Source organism: Cupriavidus sp. SIMBA_020 (assembly GCF_046535395.1).
GTDB classification, from domain to species: Bacteria; Pseudomonadota; Gammaproteobacteria; order Burkholderiales; family Burkholderiaceae; genus Cupriavidus; species Cupriavidus campinensis.
The window spans coordinates 114,311-140,026 of record NZ_JAWRWU010000016.1 but is presented as its reverse complement, the minus strand read 5'-3'; the positions used below and the strand labels follow the sequence as shown (position 1 = coordinate 140,026).

Annotated in this window: 21 protein-coding genes; 13 read left to right on the top strand and 8 right to left on the bottom strand. The window is 63.4% G+C overall.

Annotated elements, in window-relative coordinates; all coding sequences use genetic code 11:
• Window positions 1-60 precede the first annotated feature (60 nt).
• Window positions 61-762: a PAAR domain-containing protein gene (locus tag SB751_RS24790; protein ID WP_410748656.1), complete on the bottom strand. Its 702-nt coding sequence runs from the start codon at window positions 760-762 to the stop codon at window positions 61-63.
• Between the two features lie 471 nt (window positions 763-1,233).
• Here SB751_RS24790 and SB751_RS24785 point away from each other — a divergent pair, with 471 nt between their 5' ends.
• Complete coding sequence (locus SB751_RS24785) at window positions 1,234-1,542, top strand: hypothetical protein (protein WP_144203522.1); 309 nt, start codon at window positions 1,234-1,236, stop codon at window positions 1,540-1,542.
• Window positions 1,543-1,689: 147 nt separating this feature from the next.
• Here the strand turns inward: SB751_RS24785 and SB751_RS24780 are convergent, their stop codons facing one another.
• Entirely contained in the window at window positions 1,690-2,763 is a 1,074-nt protein-coding gene (locus SB751_RS24780) for a porin (protein ID WP_144203520.1), read from the bottom strand.
• A gap of 394 nt (window positions 2,764-3,157) precedes the next feature.
• On the opposite strand from SB751_RS24780, the gene SB751_RS24775 reads away from it, so the two are divergent.
• Window positions 3,158-5,620, top strand: coding sequence for a penicillin-binding protein 1A (locus SB751_RS24775; RefSeq protein WP_410748655.1), 2,463 nt, complete (start codon window positions 3,158-3,160; stop codon window positions 5,618-5,620).
• A gap of 13 nt (window positions 5,621-5,633) precedes the next feature.
• Here SB751_RS24775 and SB751_RS24770 read toward each other — a convergent pair whose 3' ends face one another.
• A complete protein-coding gene (locus SB751_RS24770) occupies window positions 5,634-6,482 on the bottom strand; it encodes an EAL domain-containing protein (protein WP_250025449.1) in 849 nt (282 codons plus the stop codon).
• 401 nt (window positions 6,483-6,883) lie between these two features.
• On the opposite strand from SB751_RS24770, the gene SB751_RS24765 reads away from it, so the two are divergent.
• From SB751_RS24765 to pepE, 7 genes are all read left to right on the top strand, one after another.
• Window positions 6,884-7,975, top strand: coding sequence for a substrate-binding domain-containing protein (locus tag SB751_RS24765; protein ID WP_410748654.1), 1,092 nt, complete (start codon window positions 6,884-6,886; stop codon window positions 7,973-7,975).
• A 104-nt stretch (window positions 7,976-8,079) separates the two neighbouring features.
• The gene (locus tag SB751_RS24760) at window positions 8,080-9,114 is read left to right on the top strand and encodes an ABC transporter substrate-binding protein (RefSeq protein ID WP_144203516.1); all 1,035 of its coding nucleotides are present in this window, start codon (window positions 8,080-8,082) and stop codon (window positions 9,112-9,114) included.
• Window positions 9,115-9,131: 17 nt separating this feature from the next.
• Window positions 9,132-9,950: an ABC transporter permease gene (locus tag SB751_RS24755; RefSeq protein WP_144203514.1), complete on the top strand. Its 819-nt coding sequence runs from the start codon at window positions 9,132-9,134 to the stop codon at window positions 9,948-9,950.
• Window positions 9,951-9,981: 31 nt separating this feature from the next.
• Complete coding sequence (locus SB751_RS24750) at window positions 9,982-10,866, top strand: ABC transporter permease (protein ID WP_144203550.1); 885 nt, start codon at window positions 9,982-9,984, stop codon at window positions 10,864-10,866.
• Window positions 10,859-11,926 (top strand): ABC transporter ATP-binding protein, encoded by a 1,068-nt coding sequence (locus SB751_RS24745; RefSeq protein ID WP_144203512.1) that lies wholly within the window; start codon window positions 10,859-10,861, stop codon window positions 11,924-11,926. Before SB751_RS24750 ends, SB751_RS24745 begins: the two co-directional genes overlap by 8 nt.
• Window positions 11,923-12,771: a phosphodiesterase gene (locus tag SB751_RS24740; protein ID WP_313819263.1), complete on the top strand. Its 849-nt coding sequence runs from the start codon at window positions 11,923-11,925 to the stop codon at window positions 12,769-12,771. Before SB751_RS24745 ends, SB751_RS24740 begins: the two co-directional genes overlap by 4 nt.
• 161 nt (window positions 12,772-12,932) lie before the next feature.
• Entirely contained in the window at window positions 12,933-13,625 is a 693-nt protein-coding gene (gene pepE, locus SB751_RS24735; RefSeq protein ID WP_144203508.1) for a dipeptidase PepE, read from the top strand.
• Window positions 13,626-14,155: 530 nt separating this feature from the next.
• Here the strand turns inward: pepE and SB751_RS24730 are convergent.
• Window positions 14,156-14,602, bottom strand: a complete 447-nt coding sequence (locus SB751_RS24730; protein WP_092295395.1) for a carboxymuconolactone decarboxylase family protein — start codon at window positions 14,600-14,602, stop codon at window positions 14,156-14,158.
• Window positions 14,603-14,756: 154 nt separating this feature from the next.
• On the opposite strand from SB751_RS24730, the gene SB751_RS24725 reads away from it, so the two are divergent.
• The 3 genes from SB751_RS24725 (at window position 14,757) to SB751_RS24715 (ending at window position 19,931) form a co-directional block, all read left to right on the top strand.
• The gene (locus SB751_RS24725) at window positions 14,757-16,232 is read left to right on the top strand and encodes a PLP-dependent aminotransferase family protein (RefSeq protein ID WP_092295398.1); all 1,476 of its coding nucleotides are present in this window, start codon (window positions 14,757-14,759) and stop codon (window positions 16,230-16,232) included.
• Between the two features lie 271 nt (window positions 16,233-16,503).
• A complete protein-coding gene (locus tag SB751_RS24720; RefSeq protein ID WP_244844916.1) occupies window positions 16,504-18,639 on the top strand; it encodes an AAA family ATPase in 2,136 nt (711 codons plus the stop codon).
• Window positions 18,636-19,931 carry an McrC family protein gene (locus SB751_RS24715; protein ID WP_092295401.1) on the top strand — a complete coding sequence of 432 codons (1,296 nt, stop codon included), beginning with the start codon at window positions 18,636-18,638 and terminating at the stop codon, window positions 19,929-19,931. Before SB751_RS24720 ends, SB751_RS24715 begins: the two co-directional genes overlap by 4 nt.
• Before the next feature lie 388 nt (window positions 19,932-20,319).
• Here the strand turns inward: SB751_RS24715 and SB751_RS24710 are convergent, their stop codons facing one another.
• The 4 genes from SB751_RS24710 to SB751_RS24695 all read right to left on the bottom strand — a co-directional run bounded on the left by SB751_RS24710 (window position 20,320) and on the right by SB751_RS24695 (window position 24,459).
• Window positions 20,320-21,336: a hypothetical protein gene (locus SB751_RS24710; protein WP_410748653.1), complete on the bottom strand. Its 1,017-nt coding sequence runs from the start codon at window positions 21,334-21,336 to the stop codon at window positions 20,320-20,322.
• On the bottom strand, window positions 21,333-22,352 hold the full coding sequence (locus SB751_RS24705) for a DGQHR domain-containing protein (RefSeq protein ID WP_410748652.1): 1,020 nt from the start codon (window positions 22,350-22,352) through the stop codon (window positions 21,333-21,335). Before SB751_RS24705 ends, SB751_RS24710 begins: the two co-directional genes overlap by 4 nt.
• 320 nt (window positions 22,353-22,672) lie before the next feature.
• Complete coding sequence (locus SB751_RS24700) at window positions 22,673-23,725, bottom strand: DUF6602 domain-containing protein (protein WP_410748651.1); 1,053 nt, start codon at window positions 23,723-23,725, stop codon at window positions 22,673-22,675.
• A gap of 353 nt (window positions 23,726-24,078) precedes the next feature.
• The gene (locus tag SB751_RS24695) at window positions 24,079-24,459 is read right to left on the bottom strand and encodes a hypothetical protein (RefSeq protein WP_144203584.1); all 381 of its coding nucleotides are present in this window, start codon (window positions 24,457-24,459) and stop codon (window positions 24,079-24,081) included.
• 198 nt (window positions 24,460-24,657) lie between these two features.
• Here SB751_RS24695 and SB751_RS24690 point away from each other — a divergent pair, with 198 nt between their 5' ends.
• Window positions 24,658-25,680 carry a class I fructose-bisphosphate aldolase gene (locus SB751_RS24690; RefSeq protein ID WP_144203582.1) on the top strand — a complete coding sequence of 341 codons (1,023 nt, stop codon included), beginning with the start codon at window positions 24,658-24,660 and terminating at the stop codon, window positions 25,678-25,680.
• Window positions 25,681-25,716 lie beyond the last annotated feature (36 nt).

Here is a 25,716-nt window from a genome sequence, read left to right as displayed (position 1 = left end):
CTGAGTCCTGTGCAATACAGGACCCAGCCCTTGGCCGCGGCCTAACTTACCCGTCCAACTTTAGGGGGTCAGTTCACCAACGCGCCGCACCGCTTCCTCACTAAAGCGCTCGAAATTTTTCTCGGTAAGCGATAGAGAGATTTTCCGAATTCTCGTGATTCCCTCACGCAAGCGTTTGCGAATGTCCGGCGTGGCATTCGTAAACCAGATGCGTACCTTATCCTTATCCGACTCGCTCCAGCGCGCCAGTTCCATCAAACGCGCCTCCATGTGTGCGACGGCAATATCCCGTACCCGCATGACCGCCGCATAGAATTCCGCGTTGGTCATATTGGGACAAATCATCGTCGGATCCGCCTCGTACGCGGCAAGACTCGCTGCGTCAGGCGTGGTTGTACGGCTCGCCAAATTGTTATGGGTGTACGGCATTTTCGAATCGGCGCCCGCCGCCGCGCCCTTCACATTGCCGCTGACAACCTCCGACGACATCGTGTACTGCGATGCAAACACCCGTGGCTTTTCCTTGCATTGGCAATACACGCGCGCGCCTTCCACCAGCACGGATTTCCCCATGTCGGTCCAGCGTGGATCGCAGTCGTTGTAGACCGGGCCGCCGACCTTGCAGGCGGGGCACGTGCCGTGGTCCCCTTCCAGGCCAAGGCGTTTGCCCATGTTTGTGGAATCGCTGGTGGCGATCAGCCAACCACCAGTGCTGGTGCGGCTCGCGCCATCCAGCATGTGCCGCTTGTCGTTTCGCATCATGATCTCTTCCGTTTATGGCAAGAGCACACAGCATCACGTGATGCGATTTGAGCGGTCTATAGCAGTTTCCTGATTTCGCCGAGCACACGAAGATTTTCCCGCTGCGGGTTCCGAATCGTCGTGGGACTGCAATGGAAATGTGCCGGCGCACAAACAAATAGAGCCGTCCTCAGGACGGCTCTGATTCCCCGCTACTTGGCAATCCACCCGGCCCATCCCGGCAGCTCTATGGCTTGCCGTGGACATTGGCCAGGCGGTGGTTTTGTCGGCCCGTGGCAACCCCTCCGGTCGCATTATTCAGTGCGATATCTTCAGCGGGCTCAACAAGATGACATTCTGCGGATGCAATATTTCCGTAATAAGTCGCCAGCGGGCAGCATCGCGCACATCCAGCCTCTGCTGACGCAAATTTCGAAAACTACGCGGCCTGATCCATCGTTAGAATGAAATGGCCCTTAACTCGGAGTTGCCATGAAACGCCATCCCATTGCCGTGACGGAAACGACGCCAGAGGGCCTAGCTGCCCTCGTCTACCACCTTGCCCATGGCGCCAGCCAGGGGCAGCTCGATCCGGAATTCGTGCGCAAGCTTGCCAAGCGCGTTGGCAAGGAGCTGGAGGCCATGGAAGAAGCCGACATGCTTTCGCCGCACGACAAGACGCAGTTGCATCAGGCCATCAACACGCTGTGCCACACCGCTGAAGCAGAAGAAGGTGCGATGCTGACCAAGGCGCTGGAGCGCCTGCGCGCCGCGGACGCGGGCAACGCCCGGCCCGTCTGATCCCTTCCCGCGCCGCCTCCCAATACCGAAAATACCGAACACAACAAGCAGAACGCCCCTTCCCGCCAAGCCGGGTAAGGGGCGTTGTGCTTTCCGGCAGGACGAGGGGAAAGGCCTCGCCTGCCGGTTCTCGCTCAAGCGCGATGCTTAGAAGCGATGACGCACGCCGACGACTGCGCCGGTCTGGTTCTGGCCGGCCACGGCCGTGCCAACACCGCTCAGGCCCAGGCTGGACGTGCCCTTGTTGCGCACGTAGCCAACGTTCAGGTAAGCGTCCGTACGCTTCGAGAACGCGTAGTCGGCCGACAGGACAAACATCCACGGATCGTTGCCGCTGTCGTTGGCATCGGTGTAGTACGCGGCGCCGGTCAGCGACAGGGCCGGCGTCACGCGGTACAGGCCGCCGAGCCAGTAGACGTTGCTGCGCGCAGCAGCCGTGGCCGGGGTGGCGATGCCGTCATCGCGCATCCAGCGGTAGCCGGCGAACACCTTGGCCACGCCGAAGTCGTACGACGAGCCCACGGCCAGGCGCTTGACAGCGCGGTCGGACGTAGCCGACGTGGCGCCCTGGTACTGGTCATAGGCCGTGCCGACCGAGAAGCCGCCGGCGGTGTAGGCCACGCCTGCGCCCACGTTGCGGCCAGCCTTGTAGTCGCCCGGCACTTCGCCCGGCGAGCCGGACACCGCGTCGCGGCCCGTGCTGTAGAAGGCCGTGGCGGTCAGGCCGCCGAACTTGCCGGTGTACTTGACGGCGTTGTCGGCGCGGCCGTTGAAGCCCGAATCGACGCTGTTCAGCGAGTAGCGCGGGCCCACGCCCATCGGGTCATAGGCACCGAACAGGTCATACAGCGAGTTCTGCTGGCGACCCAGGGTCACCGCGCCGAAGCTGCCTTGCAGGCCGACGAAGGCCTGGCGACCGAACAGGCGGTTGCCCTGGCCGGACACGCCGGTGTCGATATCGAAGCCCGATTCCAGGGTGAAGATGCCCTTCAGGCCGCCACCGAGGTCTTCCACGCCACGCAGGCCCCAACGCGAGCCGGACAGGTTGCCCGAGTTCATGCGCACGGCCGTCTGGCCATTGCCGCCCGGCACGTGGCTCGCCACTTCTACGCCGGCGTCGACGATGCCATACAGGGTGACGTTGGACGCGGATTGGGCGAGGGCTGCGCCGGACGTTGCGCAGGTAGCGGCTGCCGCCAGGGCAAATAGAGCTTTCTTCACTGTGGTTTCTCGTTTTGTTAAGACATTGAGATGCTTCCCCGTTCCGGTCGCGGCGGGCGCGCGGCGGCGCCTTGCTGCACCGGATGCCCGTGCGGGTCTCTGGGGGGCGAGCGGATTGTTACAACCCAATATGAAACGAATGTGTCGTAGGCATTACTGCAACACCCCCCTACCGGGGGATACGCACCCGGGAACTACGCAAAATCCGGGTTTTCCCGACCCGTGATTTGGTAGGATTCACACCTTTCGAGATTGGCGTGCGAGCGGACCCGTTGTGATGCGGACGCAACATGCCTGCGTCATGCCCCTGGACCCCATCAGAAGACCCATCAAGCCAAGGCTTGCCGCCCCGCTTGCACGACTGCGCGCCCACCTGCAATCGCGGTGGCTGCCAATGCTGCAACCGGCAATCCAGCGGCTGCGCCGGCCCACCCGGCGCGAAGTCCTGCTGGTCGCGGCGGCCATCCCGGCGCTGTTCCTGCTCTATGTGCTGGTCCTGATTCCGTTCACGCCGGGCATCAGCGACATCCGCAAGGCCAAGTCCGAGCAACCGGCCCAGGTACTGTCCGCCGATGGCAAGGAGCTGGCCGTCTACCGCTGGGCCAACCGCGACTGGGTCGCGCTCAAGGACATCTCCCCCAATGTCGTCGATGCGCTGATCGCCACCGAGGACCACCGCTTCTACCAGCACCATGGGCTGGACTTGCGCCGCACCGCCTCCGCCGCGCTCCACACCTTCTCGGGCGACCGCCAGGGCGGCTCCACCATCACGCAGCAGCTGGCCCGCAACCGCTATCCCGAGGACATCGGCCGTGCGCCCACCATGACGCGCAAGCTCAAGGAGGCGATCACGGCGTTCAAGATCGAGGCGCTGTACTCCAAGGACGAGATCCTTGAGACGTATCTCAATACGGTGCCCTTCCTGTACAACGCGTTCGGCATCGAGATGGCCGCGCGCACCTATTTCGACAAATCCGCCGACAAGCTCGACGTGCTGGAAGCCGCCACGCTGATCGGCATGCTCAAGGGCAACAGCTACTACAACCCGGTGCTGAACCCCGAGCGCGCGCTGGAGCGGCGCAATATCGTGCTGGCGCAGATGGTCAAGCGCGGCAAGCTCGACGCCGGCCGCTTCGAGAATCTCAAGAAACGGCCATTGCGGATCGACTTCGAGCGCCAGACCGAAGCCCCCGGCCCGGCCGCCCACTTCGCCCAGCAGCTGCGCAAATGGCTGATCGGCTGGGCCGACCGCAACGACTACAACCTCTATACCGATGGGCTGGTGGTCCACACGACCATCGACTCGCGCCTCCAGGCCATGGCCAACCAGGCCGTGACGCGCCAGGGTAACCAGCTCCAGTCGATTGCCAACGCGGCCTGGGCGCCGCGCGCGGGCTGGGCGGAGAGCCGGGTGCTGGTGCAGGCCTTCGTGCGGGAGACGCCCGAGTTCCGCGCCGCCGTGGCCGGTGGCCAGAGCGAGGAGGACGCCCTCAAGCGTCTCTTCGCCGACCGCGCCTTCATGCAGGCGCTGCGCCAGCAAAAGACGCGCGTGCAGGCCGGCTTCATGGCGCTGGACCCGTCCACGGGCGCCATCCGCGCCTGGGTGGGCAGCCGGGACTTCACGGTCGATGCCTTCGACCACGTGGCGCAGGCGCGCCGCCAGCCGGGCTCCACGTTCAAGCCCTTCGTCTACGGCGAAGCCTTCGCGCACGGCCACGCCCCCGAGGAAACGCTGTTCGACAACCCCGTGGAAATACAACTGGCCGGTGGCGAGATCTGGCGCCCGACCGACGAGTCCCCCGCCACGGGCCGCGCCCTGAGCCTGCGCGACGGCCTGGTCTATTCGAAGAACACCATCACCGCACAGCTGGTGCAGGCCGTGGGGCCAGACCGCGTGGCGCGGCTGGCGCGGGCCATGGGTGTGCGCGAGAGCAAGCTGGATGCGGTGCCGTCACTGGCGCTGGGCACCAGCCCGGTTACGCTCAAGGAAATGGTGTCGGCCTACGGCACCATCGCCAACGGCGGCCTGTACCTCGCGCCAACCATGGTCACGCGCATCGAGGACCGCGAGGGCAATGTGCTGGCGCAGTTCCGCGAACCCTCGCCCGAGCGCGCGCTATCAGCCACGGCCACCGAGACGCTGGTCGATGTGATGCGCGACGTGATCGACCGGGGCACCGGCACCGCCATCCGCAGCCGCTACGGCATTCGCGCCGACGTGGCCGGCAAGACCGGCACCACGCAGGACAACGCCGACGGCTGGTTCATCCTGATGCATCCGCAACTGGTGGCGGGCGCCTGGGTGGGCTTCAACGACAGCCGCGTGACGCTGCGTAGCGACTACTGGGGCCAGGGCGCCCATAGCGCGCTGCCCATCGTCGGCGATTTCTACCAGCGCGCCCTGCGCACGCGGGTCATCGACGGTCGTGCGCGGTTTGCCGAGGCGGACGAGAAGACCTGGTACACCTCGATCACCGGGCAGGTGCGGGGCTGGTTCCAGCGGCTGTTCGCCTCGAACAAGTCCGATCAGGCGCCGGCCACACCGCGCCCCGCGCCGCGCCGGCCGGTGCTGCCGGCCACGGAGGCGGAGGCCATGCCATCGGTAGGCTCAGGTGGTTCGGGTGGTTCAGGTGGTTCGGGTGCCTCGGCGGCAATGGCTGGGAATGGGCAAGGCGGCGGCGCAAATACCGAGCACGCGGAGTCCGCCGAGCCCGGCATGGCGCTCGATCCCAATGAAGTCGTGGAGGTGTTGCCGGCATCGGAGCCGGAACCGGCGATGGCGTCCGCGCCAGGCGTGCCAGGCGTGCCATCCCCGTTCCCCGTGGCCCCGGCGATGGCGCCGGCCCCCGTCCGCTAAGGACGACCCGGGCTTACTCGCCGGAGCGCAGGCGCGTTACGGCGTTGCTGCCCGGCTCGGACACCTTGTCGCCCGGCAAGACCTCCACCGGGCCGGAACGGATCACGCGCAAGGCGTCTTCCGAAATCGTCAGCGGCGGCTCGGCCGTGGGCCGCGCCAGCAAATAGCCCTGCGCATAGTCGATGCCAAGGTCGCGGCAGATGCGCAGATCGGCTTCCTGCTCGATCCCCTCCGCCACCAGCGCCGTGCCGCTGCTATCGGCGAGGCTGCGGATGGCGCGCAGCGCCTCCTGCTGGAACGGCGATGTCGCCACGCCATCCACCACCACGCGGGCAATCTTCACGTAATCGGGTTTCAGGGCGATCCACTGCCCCAGGCTGGCGTGGCCGGTGCCGTAGTCGTCCAGCGCGAACTGGGCGCCGCGCCCACGGATGGACTCCACCGCGCGCGACAGGCATTCCAGCGAGCCCAGCGGCGCCTGCTCGGTCAGCTCGATGACGATGCGGTCCGAAGATATGCCGTGGGTCTTCAGGAAGGCGCGCACCTCGTCGCGATGGCTATCCACCTCGCGGATCGAATCGGCGCTGTAGTTGATGAAGAGCTTGCCGGGCAGCCCGGCGCGCATGAACGCGGCAATGCAGATGCGCGATGCCAGGCGCTCGAGCCGCACCAGACAACCCACGCGCGCCGCTTCAGCGAACAGCGCGACGGGGCTCTCCAGCGGCGTCCCGGCGGGACCGCGGATCAGGGCCTCGTAGCCAATGATCTCGCCATTGGCGAGCGACCCGATCGGCTGGAAAACAGGCCGCAGGCGTTGGTGTTCGAGGCAATCGGCAATAGTAGGCGTCAGAGGTCGCGACAAGGCTTGCACTCAAACTGGCTGTGGATCGTGCTGTGGGCAAAAGCCACTCCCACTGCTGGCTAACGGCGCGCCCAAGACGCAACTTGATCCCCCACTTGCAGGGGGGTTCCCATTCAGCGTGCACTCTTCATCACACCGGGCGCGTCTGCCAGAGGCTGCGTCCATGCGCCCGGTTCGGCATATTCCCGATCTTTTGTGGCAATTTTGTGACGGAAGACGCATGGGCGCTGTCACGCCGGCGTCACGAAACCGTCGGAGAATCCACCCCGAATCACCAGGCGCAAGTCCGCCGTGCCTGCCGCCAATGCGGCACTGCAGCGACGGAATATCTTGACGCCTGATTTTTTGGCGCTTCAATGAAAACGTTTTCATTGCTCGCCGCCTGACCGCCGACACCGCCCATGCCCAACGCCCGCCGCTCCGTTTTTCTGTCTGCCGATACCGAAGGCGAACGCGGCAATGGCGTGACGCTGGCAGACGTGGCGCTGGCCGCTGACGTCTCGCTGGCCACGGCCTCGCGCGTGTTCAGCCATCCGCAGCTGGTGCGCGAGAGCACCGCCCAGCGCGTGCACGACGCCGCGCGCCGGCTCGCCTTCCGCCCCAACCTGCTCGGCGCCAAGCTGCGCTCGCAACAGACCCGCATCCTGGGCGTGATGCTGCCCACGCTGGAAAACGCCGTGTTCGCCGAATGCTGGGCCGGGATCGAGGAAGTCTCGCTGGCCACCGGCTATTCGCTGATGCTGGTGACCAGCGGCTACGACCCCGCCCGCGAGCGCGAGCGCGTGGAATACCTGCTGCGCCACCGCGTGGACGGCATGGTGCTGACCGTCTCGGACGCCGCGCAGAGCGCCGTGCTCGACCAGCTCGACAGTGAAGCCGTGCCCTACGTACTGGCCTACAACCAGGCCAGCCCGGCGGGCCGGCGGCACTCGGTCTCCGTAGACAACCGCACCAGTGCCTGCGAGGGCGTGAACGCGCTGATCGCCGCCGGGCATCGGCGCATCGCGGTGGTGTCGGGTGCGTTCATGGCATCTGACCGCGCCCGGCAAAGGTTTGCCGGCTACGAGGATGCGATGCGCGCCCACGGCCTGCCGCCGCTGCCGCCGGTGAACCTGCCCTCCCATACCGCCAGCCACAGCGAGCGGATTGGCGCGCTGATGGGCGCCTCCGCCGCGCCCACCGCCTTCTTCTGCACCAACGACCTGCTGGCGATCGGCGTGATTTCGGACCTCAAGCGCCTGGGCCTGCGCGTGCCGCGCGACGTCTCCGTGCTCGGCTACGACGGCATCGCGCTCGGCACGCTGGTGGAGCCGCCGCTGGCTACCGTGGTGCAGCCCAACCCCGACATCGGCGCCACCGCCGTGCGCCTGCTGCTCAAGCGCCTGCACGCCGGCACGCGCCCCGAGGCGCTGTCCGCGTCCGCCCCTTGCGTGACCCTGCTGCCCCACGGGCTGCGCGTGGCCGGCACCGTGGCCGCGCCGCCTGCGTCCTGAAAGTTTCGCCTGACCGCCTGACCGTTTCGCCTGCCGCCCTGCTGTCCTGCTGTCCTTATCCAATCGATCTCAAACCCAATCGATCTCAAACCGGGAGCCCTGACATGACCACGCAACTTTCCTGGCGCCGCCCGCTGCGCTGGCTCGCCACCGCCGCGGCGGCCACCGCCTTCGGCATCGCCTTCAGCCAGGGCGCGGCCGCGCAGACCGCCATCTGCTACAACTGCCCGCCCGAATGGGCCGACTGGGCCGCGCAGATCCGCGCCATCAAGGAAAAGACCGGCGTGACGGTGCCGCTCGACAACAAGAACTCGGGCCAGGCACTGGCACAGCTGGTGGCGGAGCGCGCCAGCCCGGTGGCGGACGTGACCTACCTCGGCGTCACCTTCGGCATCCAGGCCAAGGCCGACGGCGTGACCCAGCCGTACAAGCCGGCCCACTGGGGCGACATCCCCGATGGCCTGAAAGACCCGCAGGGCAACTGGTTCGCCATCCACTCGGGCACGCTGGGCTTCATGGTCAACGTGGATGCGCTGCGCGGCAAGCCGGTGCCGCAGTCGTGGGCAGACCTGCTCAAGCCGGAATACAAGGGGCTGATCGGCTACCTGGACCCGTCCAGCGCCTTCGTCGGCTATGTGGGCGCCGTGGCTGTGAACCAGGCCCTGGGCGGCTCGCTGGACAACTTCGCGCCGGCCTACAAGTACTTCAAGGACCTGCAGAAGAACCAGCCGATCGTACCCAAGCAGACCGCCTACGCGCGCGTGCTGTCCGGCGAGATCCCGATCCTGCTCGACTATGACTTCAACGCCTACCGCGCCCGCTACAAGGACCGCGCCAACGTGGCCTTCGTGATCCCCAAGGAAGGCTCGCTGGTGGTGCCCTACGTGATGAGCCTGGTCAACAACGCGCCCCATCCGGCCGAGGGCCGCAAGGTGCTGGACTTCGTGCTGTCCGACGCCGGCCAGGCGCTGTGGGCCAACGCCTACCTGCGCCCGGTGCGCAACGTGCCGATGCCGAAGGACGTGGAAGCACGCTTCCTGCCGGCGGCGGACTACGCTCGCGCCAAGCCGGTCGATTTCGGCAAGATGGCCGCCGCGCAGAAGGCGTTCAGCGAGCAGTACATGAAGGAAGTGCGGTAAATCCCTGCGTCACTGCCATGACCAAGCGCTCTCTCCCGCTGTTCCTGTTCGCCCTGCCGGCACTGGTGGTGTTCCTGGCCTTCTTCTGCCTGCCGATGGCGCGCCTGATCGAGGTCAGCGTCACCGGCAAGCAGGGCGCAGGCGTCTACTGGACCGTGCTGACCAGCGCGCGCTACCTGCACAGCCTGATGGTGACGGTGGCGCTCTCCGCCGCCGTCACGCTGGCCACGCTGGTGATTGCCGGCATCGCCGGCACCTTCCTGCAGCGCCACGCGGTGCCCGGCAAACCCGTGCTGGTGGCCATCCTCACCTTTCCGCTGGCCTTTCCCGGCGTGGTGATCGGCTTCATGGTCATCATGCTCGGCGGGCGCAACGGCCTGCTGGCGATGGTGGGCGACGCGCTGGCCGGCGAGCGCTGGACCTTCGCCTACGGCCTGGCCGGGCTGTTCGTCGGCTACCTGTATTTCTCGATCCCGCGCGTGATCCTGACCGTGATGGCCGCCGTGGAGAAGCTCGACCCGTCCCTCGAGGAAGCCGCGCGCTCGCTCGGCGCCAGCCCGTGGCGCGTGGTGCGGGACGTCATGCTGCCCGCGCTGATGCCGGCCATGCTGTCCAGCGGGGCGATCTGCTTCGCCACCAGCATGGGCGCCTTCGGCACGGCGTTCACACTCGCCACGCAGCTCGACGTGCTGCCGCTGACCATCTACAACGAGTTCACCAACTACGCCAACTTCGGCATGGCCGCCGCGCTCTCGCTGCTGCTCGGCGCGGTTACCTGGGCCCTGCTGGCCGTGGCGCGCTGGATCTCGGGCGACGCCGTCGCCGCCACCGCATGAGCACCCCGAAAAAGCCATGAAGAAACCGCCGATGACGAAGCCGCGCCGCCGCGCCGGCTACTGGCTGCAACTGGCGCTCACGCTGGCCGTCTGCCTGTTCATGACCGTGCCAGTGGTGCTATCCGTGCTGGCCGGGCTGACCAACAACATCTTCGTGGGCCTCTCCAGCGGGCTGACCACGCGCTGGCTGCTGGAGGTCTGGGCGCTTTATCGCAACACCATCTTCCTCTCCCTCGGCATTGCGCTGGCCTGCCTGGCCTGCACGCTGGTGATTGGCGTGCCCGCCGCCTACTACATGGCGCTGCGCCGCAACCGCGTGACCCGGCTGATCGAGGAACTGCTGATGCTACCGGTGGCCGTGCCGGGGCTGGCCACCGCGCTGGGGCTGATCCTGCTCTATGGCGGCTGGCAGGCGCTGCGCACGAGCTGGGTGTTCATCCTGATCGGCCACGTGCTGTTCACGCTGCCGTTCATGGTGCGGGCGGTGCTGGCCATCCTGTCCGCCATCGACATCCGCACGCTGGAAGACGCCGCCGCCAGCCTGGGCGCCACGCGGTTGCAGCGCTTTTTCACCGTGGTGCTGCCGAACTGCCGGCAGGGCATCCTGGCCGGGGCGCTGATGGTGGTCACGCTGTCCGTGGGCGAGTTCAACCTGACCTGGATGCTGCACACCCCCACCACGCAAACCCTGCCGGTGGGGCTGGCGGACAGCTACGCGTCGATGCGGCTGGAGATCGGCTCCGCCTACACCATCGTTTTCTTTGTCATGATCATTCCCCTGCTGGTAGCGATGCAGGCATTCAGCGCCATGGGCGCGCGCGCACGCCGCCATGTCGCGGAACCTGCCGAGCCGGCCACCGCGCCGGTACCCGCCACCACGCCCGTTACCGCTTCCGCCGAGACCCGCCATGCATGAACCCACCCCGATTCGCCTGCGCCAGTGCGCCAAGACCTTCGCGGACGGCACGCTGGCCCTGCAACCGCTCGACCTCGACATCGGCGCCGCCGAGACCGTGGTGCTGCTGGGGCCGTCCGGCTGCGGCAAGACCACCACGCTGCGCATCATCGCCGGGCTGGAAGCGCCCGACGCGGGCGGCGAGGTCTGGTTTGGCGAGACCCGCGTGACCGACCAGCCGATCGAGCAGCGCGGCGTGGGCATGGTGTTCCAGAACTACGCGCTGTTTCCCAATATGACCGTGGCCGAGAACATCGGCTATGGCCTGCGCGTGCGGCGCGTGGATGGCGCCACGCAGCGCCGGCGCGTCGGCGATATGTTATCGATGATGCACCTGGAACCGTTCGCCAACCGCCGCGTGGACCAGCTCTCGGGTGGCCAGCGCCAGCGCGTGGCCCTGGCGCGCGCCATCGCCGTGCAGCCGCGCGTGCTGCTGCTCGATGAACCGCTGACCGCGCTCGACGCCAAGCTGCGCGACGCCCTGCGCGCGGACATCAACCAGCTGCTGCGCAGCCTCCATATCACCGCGGTCTACGTCACCCACGACCAGGCCGAGGCGATGGCGCTGGGCGACCGCATCATCGTCATGGACCGGGGCCGCATCGCCCAGTCCGGCACGCCGCAGGAGATCTACCGCGCGCCGGCCAACGCCTTCGTGGCGGACTTCATCGGCACCATGAACCACCTGCCCGCGCAGGCCGAAGCGGGCCTGTGGCGCGTGCCGGGCGGCCGCGTGCCGATGGGGCCGCCCAGCGATGCCCCCGCCACGCCCGCGGCGCGGCTGATGTTCCGGCCCGAAGACGTGGCGCTGGTGCACGCTGACAGCGCCGATCGCGCCCATGTGGAAGGCACCGTGGTCACCGCGCTGTTCCTCGGCAACCACACACGCCTGCTGGTGGACGTGGGCGCCGCCACGCCGCTGATCGTCGATACCGCGCGCCGCGACGGCTGGCCGGCTGGCGCGCGCGTCGGCCTGCGCATCGACACCGCCCACCTGATTACCCTCCCCGACGCTGCATGACCGCCTCCGCACCCTATCTCGTCGCGCAACTGAGCGACCTCCATATCAAGGCCGGCGGCAAGCTGTCCTACCGGCGGGTCGATACGGCCGGCGCGCTGCATCTGGCCATCGATACCCTGCTGGCGGCCCCGCAAATCCCCGATACGGTCATCATCACCGGCGATCTGGTCGACTTCGGCAGCGAAGACGAATACCGCTTCCTGCGGGACATCCTGCAACGGCTGCCGATGCCGGTGCGGCTGCTGCCCGGCAACCACGACCACCGCACCACGCTGCGAAAGGTGTTCCCCGACCACGGCTACCTGTTCGACCATGGCGACGGCGAGGCGCCCATCCACTATGCGATGGCGGCGGGCCCGTTGCGGCTGGTGGGCTTCGACTGCACCGTCCCCGGCAAGCCCGGCGGCCGCGTGGAGCCCGAAGGGCTGGCCTGGCTCGATGCCACGCTGGCCGGCGCGCCCGCCCAACCGACGCTGCTGATGCTGCACCATCCGCCCTTCGTCACCGGCATCGGCCACATGGACCAGCAGGGGCTCGACAACGCCGCCGCGCTGGAGGCCGTGATCGCCCGGCACCCGCAGGTGGAGCGCGTGGTCTGCGGCCACCTGCACCGCCAGATCACGCGACGCTTTGGTGGCACCATCGCCATCACCGCGCCGGGGCCGGCCCATCAGGTGGCGCTGGACCTCGACCCGCAGGCCGCCTCCCGCTTCCGCATGGAGCCGCCCGGCTACCTGCTGCACTGGTGGCACCCGGCCCACGGGCTGGTGACCCACCTGGCTGCCAGCGGGGACTACGGCCCGGCGCACCCGTTCTTCGACGCCCACGGGCGGCTGATCGACTGAGCGGGGCCGGAATCCGCCAGACACACTAATAGATAGTGATAGATATAGGGAGATCGGCGGAGCGGCGGTTGTCACGCGCCCGCCACCTTGGGTACCATCGTCGGCTTACCCAACTTCCGGATCGCGGTTCCGCATAACGGAACACGACGACCTGCTTCGACATGGATCTCCTGCTGCTGAGCAATTCCACCTCCGACGACGGCTACCTCGTGCACGCGCACGCGGCCATCACGGAGCTGGCCGATGGACGGACCGACGCGCTGTTCGTCCCCTACGCCGGGGTCACGCGTGACTGGGACGCCTACACCGATCAGGTGCGCGAGGCGCTGGCGCCCATCGGCATCACCGTGCGCGGCCTGCACGCCGAGGCGGACCCGCTGGCGGCCGTGAACGCGGCCACGCTGATCGTGGTGGGCGGCGGCAATACCTTCCGGCTGCTCCAGGTACTGCGCCAGCAGGCGCTGCTGGCCCCGATGGCCGCCCGCGTGCGCGCCGGCGCCGCGCGCTATATCGGCTGGAGCGCCGGCTCCAACCTCGCCACGCCCAGCATCCGCACCACCAACGACATGCCGGTGGTAGACCCGGGCGGCCTCGACGCCCTCGGCCTGATCCCGTTCCAGCTCAACCCGCACTATTACAACCTCGTGGTGCCCGGCTTCCGTGGCGAAACCCGCGACCAGCGCCTGGCCGAGTTCACCACCCTCTCGCCCGACACCCCTGTCCTCGGCCTGCCCGAAGGCAACTGGGTCCGCGTGTCGGGTAATCACCACACGTTGCACGGCCCGCATGCGGCGCGGTGGTTCTTGGGAGATCGGACTTGGGATGTGGCGGCCGGGGTGTTGGGGGTGCCTTGACTGCGGGGATGCGGTGATGCGGACGACCGTTACGATTGAGGACGCGCAGCGCTGGGAGGATCGTCGCCTGACATGCAAGTCGTTGCCCGCGGACGGGACAACGACGAGTGGCGGTGAGCGTATGCATCGACACGGCTTTTACTGAATGCTCTGACGTGTTTTTGCTCGCCGCAATTGAAATGATTGGTGTATCCGACTGGCTCCTTCCGGCCAGTAACCGTCATTGCCCATCGCTGAACGAATGGCTGCTTTGGCACAGGCAGCAGTCGAGACTTGATTCCTTGCTGGCTTGATTTCCATTAGCGCGACTCTGCAGCTTCCAAACCACTTACTTGCACCAGATTCCCGCTCAATTAGCCCGATTTTTCTCCGAAGATCTGGCTCTATTCGGAGGATCGGCTGATACCGGAAACGGAAAATGGCTGAATGCCCTTCGAGCACCCCTCGGTCGATAAAGGAGTGTTGAAGGATCAGTGTTCAACTGTGTGGGCTACCCGACTGAATGCATGAGGGCGGTCTGCGTTCCCGCATTACGCCGCTGCCGCAACTGGAAGCCGAAACGGGGCGCCGAGACGATTGAATGCGTTCATGGCGGCAATCGTAATAGTGAGATCAACGAGGTCCTTGGGCGAAAATGCTGCCGATGCGGCCGCATAGGCTTCGTCTGAGGCATGCGTCTCACTGACGCGCGTCACTTCCTCCGCCCAGGCCAACGCGGCCCGCTCTTGCTCGGCGAATAGGTGCGGTACTTCATCCCACACCGGAACCAGCGTGATCTTGTCGACCGACATGGTCTTTCTGAGATCGCGGCTATGCATGTCAATGCAATGCGCGCATCCGTTGATCTGGGAGACGCGGAGGAACACGAGGTGGACAAGCTCCTCGGGGAGATCCGTCTTCTTCGTGACATAGTGGTGGATACCAAAAAGCGCCTTCGCGCCGTCAGGCGCTATCTCTTGCCAATTCAAGCGGGTCATCTCGGTCCTTTTCTGTTGGTGATGGGGTCTAGCGTCGCGGTCCGCGCGCCCGAGCCGCCTATCGACTTGGGCCGCGATTCATGTCATAACGCAAAGTTACTCCGCCAGGCATTGAAGATACAGGCCCAAAAAGTGGAGAAACGACTGGCCCAAAATGAATCACCCGAATTCGCCCGCCGTGCTGTCCGTTCTGGTGGACCGCGCCACCGCCGTGCCGATCGGCGACCAGATCCATGCGAGCCTGCGACAGGCGATCGTCGAGGGTCGGCTCCTACCTGGACAGCGTCTTCCTTCCGGCCGGGACCTCGCTGCGCAGCTTGGCGTCGCCCGCGGCACCATCCGTGTCGCCTACGACCGTCTGATCGCCGAGAATCTGGTGTTCGGCGCGGGCTCCGCGGGCACACACGTATGCGCGCGGCTACCTGTCGGGCGAGCCGGCGGCGAAGCCGCACTCGATGGGCCTCTGGCGGATTTCACCCGCCCGTTCTCGAGCGTCCCGCTTCCGTTCCAAATGGGCGTACCTGCCCACGACGCGTTTCCCGCCAAGCTCTGGGCCCGCATGCGGACGCGTGCCGTACGCGCCGATGCCTTCGCTTACACGGCCTATGCTGATCCGCGCGGCGAGCCTGCCCTGCGAGCCCAGATCGCGAGCCACCTGGCCGTAAGCAGGCAGATGCAATGTCATCCGGATCAAATCATCGTTACCAGTGGATACCGGCAGGGTCTGATGCTGGCACTGACCGCCCTGCGCGCGCACGGCCGCAAGGCGTGGCTCGAGGAGCCAGGGTATCCGCTCGGAAGGCGAGCACTGGAAGTGACCGGAGCCGAGGTCGTACCCGTACCCATTGATGCCGAGGGGCTGCGCGTCGAAGCCGGCGTCGCCAGCGCGCCAGACGCTTTGCTGGCGCTGGTCACGCCCGGCCAGCATGCACCGCTGGGCGTCACGATGTCGCCGGCACGCAGGCGCGCGCTGCTCGAATGGGCGGCGACAAGGGGGGGCTGGATCATCGAAGACGACTATCTCGGAGAACTACAGCTCGACGGCCGGGCCGCACCGGCGCTTGCCGCCGGCGAGGGCGCCGAGCGTGTCGTTCATATCGGCGCGTTCAGCAAAACGATCAGCCCGGCGCTGGGCCTCGGTTTCGTCGTTGCCCCGCGCGCAGTGGCGGAGCGTCTGGTGGAGGTCTGCGCCGTGTTGGCCCCGGCGCCGAACCGGACCACCCAATTGGCGGTGACGGAGTTTCTGCGGGATGGGCACTACCTGCGGCATTTACGCCAGATGAAGGCACTCTATGGCGAACGGCGCCGCCTGACGCTGGCGCATGTCAGCGAGTTTCTGCCGGGCACGCTGATGGCGGGTCTGGGTGTGATCGCACCGCTGCCACAAACCGCCGACGACCGCGTGGTTGTCGGCATTGCCCGCGCACGCGGCCTCGCACCTTCGGCACTCTCCGCATGGTACCTTCGCCGCAATCACGCGCAAGGCGGCTTACTACTCAGTGCGACAAACCTGCGCCCTGACAACATCGAGGCCGTGTGCGCGACGCTTGCGGGTATCGTTGCTTCATCGAGTCGTAGCCCACATGAGTCCAATGGTCGCGAAGGCGACGTCGGAGCGTCCACTTTCTAGAGATATCGACGACGGCTAAGGGTCGGAACCGAGGATCCGTAGCTGCGGCGGGCCTGGCGACCGCGGAACTTCCGCGTTCGGCCATCAAGAGACGCTCGTCCATCCCATCGCGCGTGCATTTGATCGTCGGCGACACCACTGATAGCGACCCTTCGTTGGAGGATGACACCTTACAGGTCATCTGGCTAAGGGTATGCACGACCCGCGAATCTTGCGTCGTTCTCCAAGCAACCGCCCCCACCGAACCGGGCCGTCATAAAGCAGATGCGACGTGATCGCCGAGCCACGCGGTATGATTTGCGTCGTGATTACGACCATAGCTGCCCGGAGACTGGAATTGCTCAAAAACTACCTGAACAAGGACGGTGAGGACCTCTTCGCCTCATTCAAGTCTGATGCGGATCGTGAATGGACCTGGCAGGTGATTGAGTGCTTACGCGAACGTTATCCCGATGCCGACCAGTGGACGACAGGTGGGCCAAACTACAAGTACACCGACTTGCGATTCGGGCGACGCAAGCTCGGCCACTCAGCATGGCGCGTCAGTTTTCGAATTCGGCTGAGGGCGGGGCGACCTGCTTGTGAGCTTGCCAAATGGCTCTGCAAGGGTTCGGCAGACCGCCCGGCGATGTCGCCCGTGACGCATCCTGACTCGACCGCCATGAATGGCTGGCTCGACGAGTGGGCGCCGCGCGTCGCTCCCTATGCGAGCGACTTGATAGGGCAAGGCTACCGGCCGTCGGACTACGGCGCTTCAGCGTCTCCTGACGTCGACCCAGACGAGTCCGATCCAATCGAGCGGACACCGCGCGGCATACCTCCAGATGCCCGCCTAATGAACACCATTCTGTACGGCCCCCCGGGAACCGGCAAGACGTATGCCACCATTGACGAGACATTGCGCGTCCTGGATCCCGAGTTGCTGGCGCAGTATCCGGAGCCTGTCGGCAACGCTGCGGCCGACAGGCTGAATCGGCGTTCTGCATTGAAGACAAGATTCGACGAGCTGGCTCAGGCCGGGCGCGTGCGCTTCGTCACCTTCCACCAAAGCTTCAGCTACGAGGACTTCGTGGAGGGAATACGTGCGGTCAGCCACAGCAATGGACAAATCAGCTATCAAGTCGTTGACGGGGTGTTCAAGGCGCTGTGCGATCGTGCACGGGGGTCCGCCGCAACCAACACATCCGTCGAGACCGAGCCGCCCATTAAACTCTCCGGACGCCGCATCTGGAAGATGTCTTTAGGTGCAGCTGAAGGCGACGACGCATACGTCTACGATGACTGCATCAGGCAAGGGATGGCGCTGCTGGGCTACGGTTACGCGCTCGACTACACTGGCTGCGCTTCACGAGCGGACGTCTCTGCACGGATGCGCGAACACGGGCATCAACCCGATGTCAACGACTACGCCGCAACGGCGGTCAACACCTTCATAAACGTAATGAAGACCGGCGACCTGATAGTCGTGACGGACGGGAATCTGAAGTTCCGGGCACTTGGCGAGATCACAGGACCCTACCGACATATCGAACGCGAGGAAGGCGACGATTACAGGCAGAGCCGTGCTGTACGTTGGCTACGGTCCTATGAGCCGTCCCTGGCCTTCGGCGAATTGATGAACAATCGCTTCAGCCAGATGACGCTTTATGAACTGCGCGACGGCTCAATCGACATGACGAAACTTGACGCCTTGCTGGCACCGGCGCCTCCACCGACGGGAGCCGACGCGACGCCTTATGTGTTGATCATTGACGAGATCAATCGGGGAAATGTTTCGCGCATCTTTGGTGAACTGATTACGCTCATCGAGCCCAGCAAGCGAGCCGGCAATCCAGAAGCGTTGACGGTTACGTTGCCGTACTCGCAGACGCCATTCACTGTGCCGGACAATGTCCATCTGCTCGGTACGATGAACACGGCTGACCGTTCCCTAACGGGCCTGGATATCGCTTTGCGCCGACGTTTCACCTTCAGGGAAATGGCGCCTCGGCCAGATTTTCTCGATAGCGTACACGTTGCTGGCATCAACATCGGCCGAATGCTTGCGGTGATGAATGAGCGCATTGAGCTATTACTTGATCGCGACCACATGCTGGGCCACGCGTACTTCATGCCGCTGACAGCCGAAGGGGGCAACACACTGGAGACGCTGGCTCGAATCTTCAGGCATCAGGTATTCCCGCTGCTCCAGGAATATTTCTTCGAGGACTGGGAGCGAATCATCTGGGTGTTGAACGATCATCGCAAGGCAGATGAATTGCGCTTCATACGACAGCGTGGCGCGCCACTGGCACAACTTTTTGGTGCGGAGCAGGTCGGCATGCTGCGCGAAAAACGTTGGGAAGTGAACACAAAAGCCTTCGACATCGTTGAAAGCTATGCGGGCATCCTGTCGACCGAAGCATGAGCGCGCGCACGCTTACTGTCCGCGAATTCGCTCGTTTAACGACGGGCGAAGTGCCCACGTCGCTAGATCAGGCCCAAGTTACGAGCGCCGACTTCGAATGGCTATGCGAGATTTCGGCGCGTATGCGCGGGCAAACTGGCGCACAAGTCCTGCATGTCGAAAGCCGGCGGTGGTTACGTCTGGACAATTATGTCGGAGTGCTTGAATCGCCTGGCGGCCTGCGTCTCGAGGTCCTGCCCAAGCATGTAAGCCGCGCCGACGCCCAGACTGTCGAGCCAGCCCGAGCGTTACTGCGCCGCATGCTTGAAGTGGCAATGGAAATTACGCCGCGCGAAGGCGATGAGGCTGCCCTTCAATGCTTTGATCACCCCATCACCGAGTGGGTGATGCGACGGTTTCTACAGGCGCTCGAGCATGTGATCAAGCGAGGCGTGAGACACGACTATCTTCGTATCGAAGAAGAACAGCGCTATTTGCGCGGCCAACTGAATGTCGCAAAACAAATGCGCGCGTCGCCTGCTCGCGCCGATCTGCTGAACATCCGGCATGACGTGTTTTCGCCAGACCGTGCCGAAAACCGGCTACTCAAGTCCGGGTTGCTACGTGTGAGCAAAAGCACCCGGGATGCCGACAACTGGCGCCTTGCCAATGAACTGCTGCACCTCCTTCACGAGGTCCCCGCCAGTCGAAACGCGTCTGCGGATTTCCGGGCGTGGCGCACGGACCGCCTGATGGCGCATTATGTCCAGGCCAGGCCCTGGTGTCAGATCGTGTTGGGCGACCAGGTACCGCTGGCGCTAGCCGGTGAGACGCAAGGGATCAGTCTGCTGTTCCCCATGGAGAAGCTTTTCGAACGTTACGTAGGCCACGCGTTGCGTATGCGTTTGCCTGTGCGCTACCGACTGACGGAGCAAGGATCGCGGCACTGGCTTTGCAACCATGACAGCACTGGCATCTTCAAGCTCGAACCGGATTTTTTGATCGAGGGCCCAGACGCTGCCAGGATCCTCGACGCCAAGTGGAAACTGATTGATGGTGCGGACCGTACCAACAACTATGGGCTCAAACAGGCCGATTTCTATCAACTCTATGCCTACGGCCAAAAGTATCTCGGTGGCGCTGGCGAATTGACTTTGATCTATCCACGCACGCGGCAGTTCGAGGCGGCGCTCAAGCCGTTCTATTTCACTCCCGAGTTGCGCTTGCGAGTATTGCCGTTTGACCTAGACACTACAACATTACATGGCCTGAATTGGCTTGCGTCGGACTCTGAATTTTCCCCAGATCTTTAGATCTTGCGAGCCTCACCGCCTGTGGGGTCTGCTTACTGGCGATTCGATACACGCGAAGTCAGACCGTCATCTTCTGGCGTTCCGTTGCCGTCGCGTTCTCCGCCACATGAAAAACGTCACTTCAAGGCAGAGCACGCTAGTAGCAGTAGCGAAGTAGGCTTGGGGGCCGTTATGCGCTAGGGAACAGCCGTTCCTAGTGTACTAACGTGAAGGACGGCAACGTGTCGGCTACGGAAGTCCGGCCCTGCAGTGACGCCTGGTGGCCGGCGGACTTCCGGATTCGGCCAACTGCAGTCCGTCGTGAAGAATCCTGCACTGACCGCAGAAGTACCCTAAGCGGACGATCAGCTTCCCGAGAACAGGAAAGCACATAGTGTAAAACGTGACGTCAGCAGGGCCATGGGGCGCCTGCCGAATTGAGGCCTTGCTGGCTTGCGAAGCGGCGCTTGCTCGCGAGCCACCGTCGATCGACACCATTGCGTTCGATTATTTCGTCATGTAATGCGTGGGCGATACGACTGATCAGAACTGTCAGGTCTGCAAGCATTCTTGCTGCGATTCTAGGCTGCGTCTCGACACTAGGATCGCGCCGCATGCTAATGCAGTTATCTTCGAGCCTATCAACAAGGCGCTCAATCGACTGTTCCTGCATCGAAAGATATGTGAAAGCGTCGAGCCGATTTTTAAATCGAGGAGCTGTGTATGCGAATCCCGGGCGGTAATTGACGATGTTTCGGAATGCACTGGGCCAGTCGTCTCCCAAGATACGAGCCGAATTGATAATTGCCAGGAATAGACGCTCCTCCTGCGGCGCTGCCACGCCAGCACCGACTTCCTGGTGCAAGGAAGTGAGAAGGTCGAAGACAGTGGTCCAAAGCTGTTCATGCACGCGTCTCTGACGCTTCACCAAAGCAAGCTCGCGGACCCCTACGCTTAAGGAGCCCCCGCAAATCAGTTCGTAAGTTCCTTGCGTCACGCGAGCGGATCCCGTTGCCGCGAGGCTTGTGAATTGCTGGGCGAGAGTAGGCGTGACGAACCAAACCGTCCTCCCAAGCAGTCGCGACAGAGCCATCCCGCAAAAGTACGACCAGTAGTAGAAAGTCACGACTTGCCAAGCGGGGCTGCTCCATTGACCGCTCGTTAGCGTCTTCATGAGGGATGTTTGGTGCTCAAGTGCATGGTCGAGGTGGAACGCTGCATCCGAGAGTAGCGCTCCGCCGAAGTCAGTGGGAGCGACAGCGATTGTGAACTTGCTTGAGCTCGTAGATGAAATCGTATAAGTGCCCTCCGCCTGCCATTCAGCCAAAGTCACTGGCGACCTGAAATCGACGATTGAGCCGGATGGAATCGCGTCAAGTGCACGCTGACGCATTCGTTGCCAGAGGGCGCCCTGTGGGAGCGTCATAGCATTTCGGCGGAGATTGGCGCGGTCTTTCGTAACGCCGATTGCATGATCGTAACGATAGCCTTCTTAGGCAGTAGAGTCCTCCCTCCTGTGCCAAAGTAGTTCAGTCGTGCGAGGGGGCGGATAGTGACTTGGATCGCAAGCTGCTTCGCATTCTTCTTCGCAGTAAGGGTGTTCTGCACAGCCTCCCCAAATACTTCAAATATTGCTTCAAAAAATGCTGATCGAAGCAGCATCGACTTATCTTGCAACTCAGCGTCCCATGCATTCAAGAAATTCAGGATGAGCTTATATCGATTCTCGGCACCGGCGTCGAGAGCTACACCCGATGATAAGACGGGGCCGACCGCTCGATTAAATGTGACTCGCGAGATCCGATTTGCGAGCGACTTTGCCGCACTAAGCTTGCCAGCGATTGGGGATTTCGAGTCGGTATTGAGACGATCGAATATCTGGCGGAGGGTATGCTCTCTCGCGTCCTCAACATTAGCCAGTTCTTTGATATCCAACAGGAGCGCCGCAGGCACCCCACGTTGCGTTGTATTGATGTCGATGAACAGCTTGGTTTCTTCAGGTCTCGTCAAACCTTCATAGATGGCTACTGGCACACGATGGCGCACAGAGCATTTCTCGTAACCCCATAGCCTATGCTGGCCGTCCAGTACCAAGAAGGCAGCCTGTTCACGGGAAAATGAGATCGATTTCGTCTTCCGGTTGTAAGCGAAGTTGGAAACCTCCTGAGCGGAGAGCACGATATTGCTCGGAATCGAACCAGTCCCAGCTGCCAAGTATGCAGCTATGTCATCTGCACGCGATTCGTTCAATGCTCGCTGGAAGCCTGTCCCCGGGTCTTCGTCTCGTCTTGCGACGAAGCAATATTCGAAAAGATCGTCGACAGGGATAGTAGTGAAAAAGAAGCGGTGCTTGTTCTGTGTCACGAGCAACGCGGGATAGCTCGTCGTTTTTTTAGTTCGCGTGCTTTTCTTGCGTGGGGCTGTTCCGACAGTTGTACTCATGGTGCCTCTCCTCCTAGCCTGACAGTTTTTTCGATCGCTTACGGGTGTGAGTTTACCTTAGTCCCAACCTCCTCGATCTAGCCGGGTGGATGTGCCGCGCACCGCAATTAAGACTTTCTGTCTCGGAAAAGAGCAGGATGTCCGGCCTATCCCGCTCCGACGGCAATAAATTAGAATTCCGACGCTAGGGGAGGCGGGTCGGCGATCCTCTATTGTCTGAGCTCAGACGTTGCCCCTCGGGTCACCTCCGGGCGCGATGGTGACCCGCCAGAGCAGCAATCGGCCAGGAGCGACGCTGACTCTTGTATTATGATCAGAACTCAGGATTTGTCGGCCCCGGAGTGGGGGGCATCAGTACCGCGCAAGATTCGAAGGTCAGGTTCACAATTACTATCCCGGTCGACTAGAACAAATGGGTCGCCGTTGATCAACTCTCCGTCAACGAACTTATATTCACCTGACGCAGATATCATCTTGCCGCCACACCGTGAGCAAGCCGCGTCTGTCGATAGGGTGCCCTTGACCGTAAGATTCTTCGACGGAACCTTTGGGCGAAATCTTGCCGTCCTCCCGCACGTTTCGCAGGTCACGACAACTCTATTTGGCGGGCCTGTTCTTGGTCCTAAACTGAGCGACGATGAGGAAGGGATAAGATAATTTCCGAGCTTCGGGTAATGTCGACTCCGTGCTACATCCCTGTAGGTATTTGTCACACCACCTATGAAGGACAAGATCTCATCATAGTCTTCCGTGCCGGGATAAATTATCCAGTGCTCACCTTGATCCCAACAATACTCTCGACCTACGACGCACAGCGCCGCCAATGCCGGCGACTCCTTCTTTCGACTATATATTTTTTCGTAGCGATGGCATTCCCTTAGAGCTTTGCCGGACAGATCTGATCCAAGGGCAAAGACGACACTTCGGGCTCGCTGAATTGTGTGATGCTGATAAGTGCCATCGTAATTCTCCAAGCCGGGCAAATACCCGAACGATTGAAGAGCAGTAGCACTGTCGTGCGCGATCGTCAGGTCCTTTGCCGTTAAGGTGGTCTTGACTTCGATAGCATACAAGACAGCTTCAATGGGAAAAATGCCGGTACTATCGTCGTAGAGTGCGGGCGGCAAGATCGATCTGTCATACAGAATAATATCGATCTGAGTGGACATATTTCCGCCCATTTGATCGATTATCTGACCACCGCCTATTCCAATATCGCTAGGCAACAGAGGGCGAAATAGTCTCGCGACTAAAATTTCAAGCACCGTGCCCTTGACACCTTGGTGCTTCAGTGAGCTTGCGGCCCGAGCCTCAGCAACCGCACCGGCGATTTTTGCACGTAAAAATGCTTGATATTGATTTTTGTTTGCCATGCGCTATGGGATAGTCGAGATCTGGTTGCCGAAGATGAATCATAATCCGTTTCAACGAGTTCATCGATCGCCTGCACGAATCGCCGGCGAAAGCTGGCTCAGTGCGACTGCATCGGTGCGGTGAGCGGACGTTCCGTTTTGCGGAACGACAGGCTGTTTAGGGTCGGTAGCGGCCCGTTACTACGGACTGGTTTCGCCGTGGGGCCGCGCTTTTCAACCGCCCCGCTGCCGAATCAATCGACCAGCCCCCGCACAAAAACTGCCGTGCCGACCTTTGAATCTTGGCTGGCAGGAGGTGTGCGCCGCAGTACGCATTCTGGCGACGCACTCTTGTGCCCCTGCCCGGTATTTCCCTACGGCAGGGTCCCGGGCGGCAGCACGCTCCATCCTGAAACACTACTGGATGTCGTCCTCCCGTGACTCCGGAGGACGCCGTTTTGGTCGAATTCGAAAAGGACCATCACCGACCGAATCTCGCCGCCTGAGAACAGAGGGCCAATGAACGGCAGAAAGCTCTCGGGATGTGGCCTGGAGCTGGCAAACGAATAGATCAGGACCGTCGAGCCGCTGCTTAGGGATGCCCGCCAGGTCGGATTTCCGAGCTGCCCGGTAATGTCGTCGAGCGTGGAGAAGCCGATCATGAAGTGCGACAACTGTTCCTGCTTCACATCGACGCCAGTAGACACGCAGGCAGCCAACCCCAAAGTCGCCAAAAGAATGTGAACACGCCTCATGGCGAACCGGGCTCGTCCATTGAAGACCAGTGTGAGGAAGGACATGGCGCTTCTGGCGACTGACCGTTGACGGCAACCACCGGCCAGATGGATTCCGTGAATCGTTCACAAACACGTGGCCGTCTCCTACATTTATAGGCGCCTGAAGAGCACAACCCCATGCCGTGGGGGCTCATGCCACGCGTCCCGGAGCACATCATGGATACAAAAAGCGAATTGCAACGCACCATGGATGCGCTGGTTCAGGCCGGCAAAGGCCTTCTGGCTGCCGACGAAAGCGGGCCAACGATCGCCAAGCGGTTCGAGCACATCGGTGTCCCATCGAGCGAGGAGACGCGCCGCGCGTGGCGCAGCCTGCTCTTGTCCACGCCGGGGCTCGGCGAGTTCATCAGTGGCGTGATCCTGTACGAGGAAACGCTGGGGCAGCGCGCCGACGATGGCACACCGTTACCGGAGATGGCGGCGCGCCAGGGCATCGTGCCCGGCATCAAGGTGGACAAGGGCAAGCTGGCGCTCGCCCACGCACCCGGGGACGAGATCACCGAGGGCCTCGATGGGCTGGCGAAGCGGCTCGCAGGCTATCGCCAGCAGGGCGCGCGCTTCGCTAAGTGGCGCGCGGTGTACAACGTCTCGGACACACTGCCCGGCCGGCTCGCCATCGCAGCGAATGCGGACGTGCTGGCGCGCTATGCCGCGATCTGCCAGGAAGCGGGCGTGGTGCCGATCGTCGAGCCCGAGGTGCTGATGGACGGCGCGCACACCATGGCGCGTTGCGCCGAGGTGTCCGAGGCCGTGCTGCACGAAGTCTTCCACGCCTTGCACCGGCACGCGGTGGTGCTCGAGCACATGCTGCTGAAACCGAGCATGGTGCTGCCCGGCAAGGCGTGCGGGCGTACTGCAGCGGCCGAAGTCGCCATGCATACCGTGCAGGTGCTCAGGCGCACGGTGCCGGCGGCGGTGCCGGGCGTTTTCTTCCTGTCCGGCGGCCAGACACCCTCCGAAGCCACCGCCAATCTCGATGCGATGAACCGACTCGCCCCGCTGCCCTGGCGGCTGTCGTTTTCGTACGGGCGCGCCTTGCAGGAACCGGCGCTGCTGGCGTGGAGAGGCGAGGCAGGCAACGCGGCACTCGCACAACGGGCCCTGTTGCAACGCTCCCGCCTGAACGGCATGGCCTGCCTGGGCCAATACCAGGCGGCGCTCGAGGATGCCACAGGCTGAGCCTGCAACACGCTCAGTGCGCCACGTGGGACGTCG

Bases quoted from the DNA above. Each gene is read 5' to 3' on its own strand.
- SB751_RS24790 (WP_410748656.1), bottom strand. From the start codon at position 762: ATGATGCGAAACGACAAGCGGCACATGCTGGATGGCGCGAGCCGCACC.
- SB751_RS24785 (WP_144203522.1), top strand. From the start codon at position 1,234: ATGAAACGCCATCCCATTGCCGTGACGGAAACGACGCCAGAGGGCCTA.
- SB751_RS24775 (WP_410748655.1), top strand. From the start codon at position 3,158: ATGCTGCAACCGGCAATCCAGCGGCTGCGCCGGCCCACCCGGCGCGAA.
- SB751_RS24765 (WP_410748654.1), top strand. From the start codon at position 6,884: ATGCCCAACGCCCGCCGCTCCGTTTTTCTGTCTGCCGATACCGAAGGC.
- SB751_RS24760 (WP_144203516.1), top strand. From the start codon at position 8,080: ATGACCACGCAACTTTCCTGGCGCCGCCCGCTGCGCTGGCTCGCCACC.
- SB751_RS24755 (WP_144203514.1), top strand. From the start codon at position 9,132: ATGACCAAGCGCTCTCTCCCGCTGTTCCTGTTCGCCCTGCCGGCACTG.
- SB751_RS24750 (WP_144203550.1), top strand. From the start codon at position 9,982: ATGACGAAGCCGCGCCGCCGCGCCGGCTACTGGCTGCAACTGGCGCTC.
- SB751_RS24745 (WP_144203512.1), top strand. From the start codon at position 10,859: ATGCATGAACCCACCCCGATTCGCCTGCGCCAGTGCGCCAAGACCTTC.
- SB751_RS24740 (WP_313819263.1), top strand. From the start codon at position 11,923: ATGACCGCCTCCGCACCCTATCTCGTCGCGCAACTGAGCGACCTCCAT.
- pepE (WP_144203508.1), top strand. From the start codon at position 12,933: ATGGATCTCCTGCTGCTGAGCAATTCCACCTCCGACGACGGCTACCTC.
- SB751_RS24730 (WP_092295395.1), bottom strand. From the start codon at position 14,602: ATGACCCGCTTGAATTGGCAAGAGATAGCGCCTGACGGCGCGAAGGCG.
- SB751_RS24725 (WP_092295398.1), top strand. From the start codon at position 14,757: ATGAATCACCCGAATTCGCCCGCCGTGCTGTCCGTTCTGGTGGACCGC.
- SB751_RS24715 (WP_092295401.1), top strand. From the start codon at position 18,636: ATGAGCGCGCGCACGCTTACTGTCCGCGAATTCGCTCGTTTAACGACG.
- SB751_RS24710 (WP_410748653.1), bottom strand. From the start codon at position 21,336: ATGACGCTCCCACAGGGCGCCCTCTGGCAACGAATGCGTCAGCGTGCA.
- SB751_RS24705 (WP_410748652.1), bottom strand. From the start codon at position 22,352: ATGAGTACAACTGTCGGAACAGCCCCACGCAAGAAAAGCACGCGAACT.
- SB751_RS24700 (WP_410748651.1), bottom strand. From the start codon at position 23,725: ATGGCAAACAAAAATCAATATCAAGCATTTTTACGTGCAAAAATCGCC.
- SB751_RS24695 (WP_144203584.1), bottom strand. From the start codon at position 24,459: ATGAGGCGTGTTCACATTCTTTTGGCGACTTTGGGGTTGGCTGCCTGC.
- SB751_RS24690 (WP_144203582.1), top strand. From the start codon at position 24,658: ATGGATACAAAAAGCGAATTGCAACGCACCATGGATGCGCTGGTTCAG.